This window comes from Commensalibacter sp. A3DC, from assembly GCF_047307945.1.
Classification (GTDB): Bacteria; Pseudomonadota; Alphaproteobacteria; order Acetobacterales; family Acetobacteraceae; genus Commensalibacter; species Commensalibacter melissae.
Genome location: NZ_JAXOQA010000120.1, coordinates 1 through 1,719, shown reverse-complemented (window position 1 = coordinate 1,719; position 1,719 = coordinate 1). Strand labels below are relative to the sequence as shown.

The following is a 1,719-nucleotide window of genomic DNA, read 5'->3' as shown; positions in this document are numbered from 1 at the left end:
TCAATAACAATTTAACTTTAAAGGAATGTAAAAGATTAATAAGTCTGGTAACCAATTTAAATGTTAGAAACCGATCATTTGTAATCGCTATGATCCTTTGGTTTTTTTTGGGTTTCTTCGGGGTGCATCGTATCTATATCAACAAATTTTTTACCGGTATCCTGATGGCTTTCCTTATGGTTTTAGGATTAGTTACAAAAATAGTCCTGATAGGTTATGTTTTTTGCGGAATTGTCTGGCTGTGGTGGATATATGATTTATTTATGCTCTTAATACAAACAAGCAAACCCAAAACCTTTTATCGAGCCTAACTATATTGACAGCTTTCTGAATTTATCTGCCAAAATTGCGCTGATTGCACGTCTCAAACCCAATATTCTGATTTGATGTGAGCGATACAAATATAAATGTGCAATTTTTGCAACCCACCCTCTTATTGCAATATGATGACCAAAAACACCAAAAGATTGATAACGTCCAACGCTGATAAGTGAACCATAATCTTTATAATCAAAAGGGTTGACCGAAGCAGGATCTTGAATCAGTTTTAAAAAATTACGACTTAAATAGTAGGCCTGTTGCGTAGCCACTTGCGAGGTTGGTGGTAAAGAGTTATCCTGAACAGAAGAGCAATCTCCCATTGCAAATACATAGGGAAACCCAATGACTTGTAATCGTGGGGTCACAACAATCTGGGATCGTTTGGAATATTCGACACCATCAATTTCCTGCAATAAATTATCACCTTTTATTCCGGTTGTCCAAGCAACCTGATCTGCAGGAATTACAGCACCATTTTCAAGATATACGTGATCCTTGGTTACTTCTTTTACGCGCGCTGATAACAAAGTATTTATGCCAATTTTATTCATGGTCACTTTGACAGCATTACCAATTTCTTTCTCAAAAGTGGGTAAGATCTGATCCCCCGATTGCACAACTGTCAAATGCAAATAATCGGTAAAATCATACCCAACATACTGTGAAGACTGTTTAAGCTGATAGATAATTTCACCGCTTAACTCAACTCCAGTCGCACCGGCCCCAACAATGACAACATGATGCTTTTCCTTCAAAATTGCAGCTTGTATTATAAAATTCCTTAAATCATTGTAAAAATCAAGGGCATGATCCAGATCATCAATTGGATAGGCATATTCTTTTACACCTTTAGTGTTAAAATCATTGGTTTTACTGCCCATCGAAATAACCAAGTAATCAAATTCAATATTCCGTTCCGGAAGTATTTCTTTATTGGTTTTGTCATATAATGCGTCTAAAGTGATTTTTCTCTGTTTCAAGTCAATTTTTGAAACATTTCCCGGATTAAAGATATAACCATCACGTTTGGCCTGTGTAAGAAAGTTGATCCCCTGTTCATTGGGTTTCGCACTTCCTGCAGCAAATGTATGCAGCATCGGTTTCCAAATATGATATTCGCTTTTATCAATTAACATTAATTCATATTGTTCAGATTTCAATAAAGAGGATAATCGGGTCACGAATTCCATTCCTGAAATTCCACCTCCTAATACAACAATACGTTTTTTCTGCATTTTTACTTGCCCCTTTACGTGATCTTAATTGAATACTTATAAAGTTTATGATTTAAAAAAAACCGTACAATTGTTTAATTGATAAACTGAATTTTTATTTGAATTATTACTTTTCTTAAAACAACAACTTATTATTTGTTCTTTAATTATGACGTTACAATTT

At 34.6% G+C, this 1,719-nt stretch carries 2 protein-coding genes; one reads left to right on the top strand and one right to left on the bottom strand.

Going from position 1 to position 1,719, the window contains the following annotated elements; genetic code table 11:
* A partial coding sequence (locus tag U0839_RS08740; RefSeq protein ID WP_413550509.1) for an NINE protein occupies window positions 1–311 on the top strand: 311 nt, incomplete at its 5' end.
* On the opposite strand, the gene U0839_RS08735 is transcribed toward U0839_RS08740, so the two are convergent.
* Window positions 312–1,556, bottom strand: coding sequence for an NAD(P)/FAD-dependent oxidoreductase (locus tag U0839_RS08735; RefSeq protein ID WP_413550508.1), 1,245 nt, complete (start codon window positions 1,554–1,556; stop codon window positions 312–314).
* Between the last annotated feature and the right edge of the window lie 163 nt (window positions 1,557–1,719).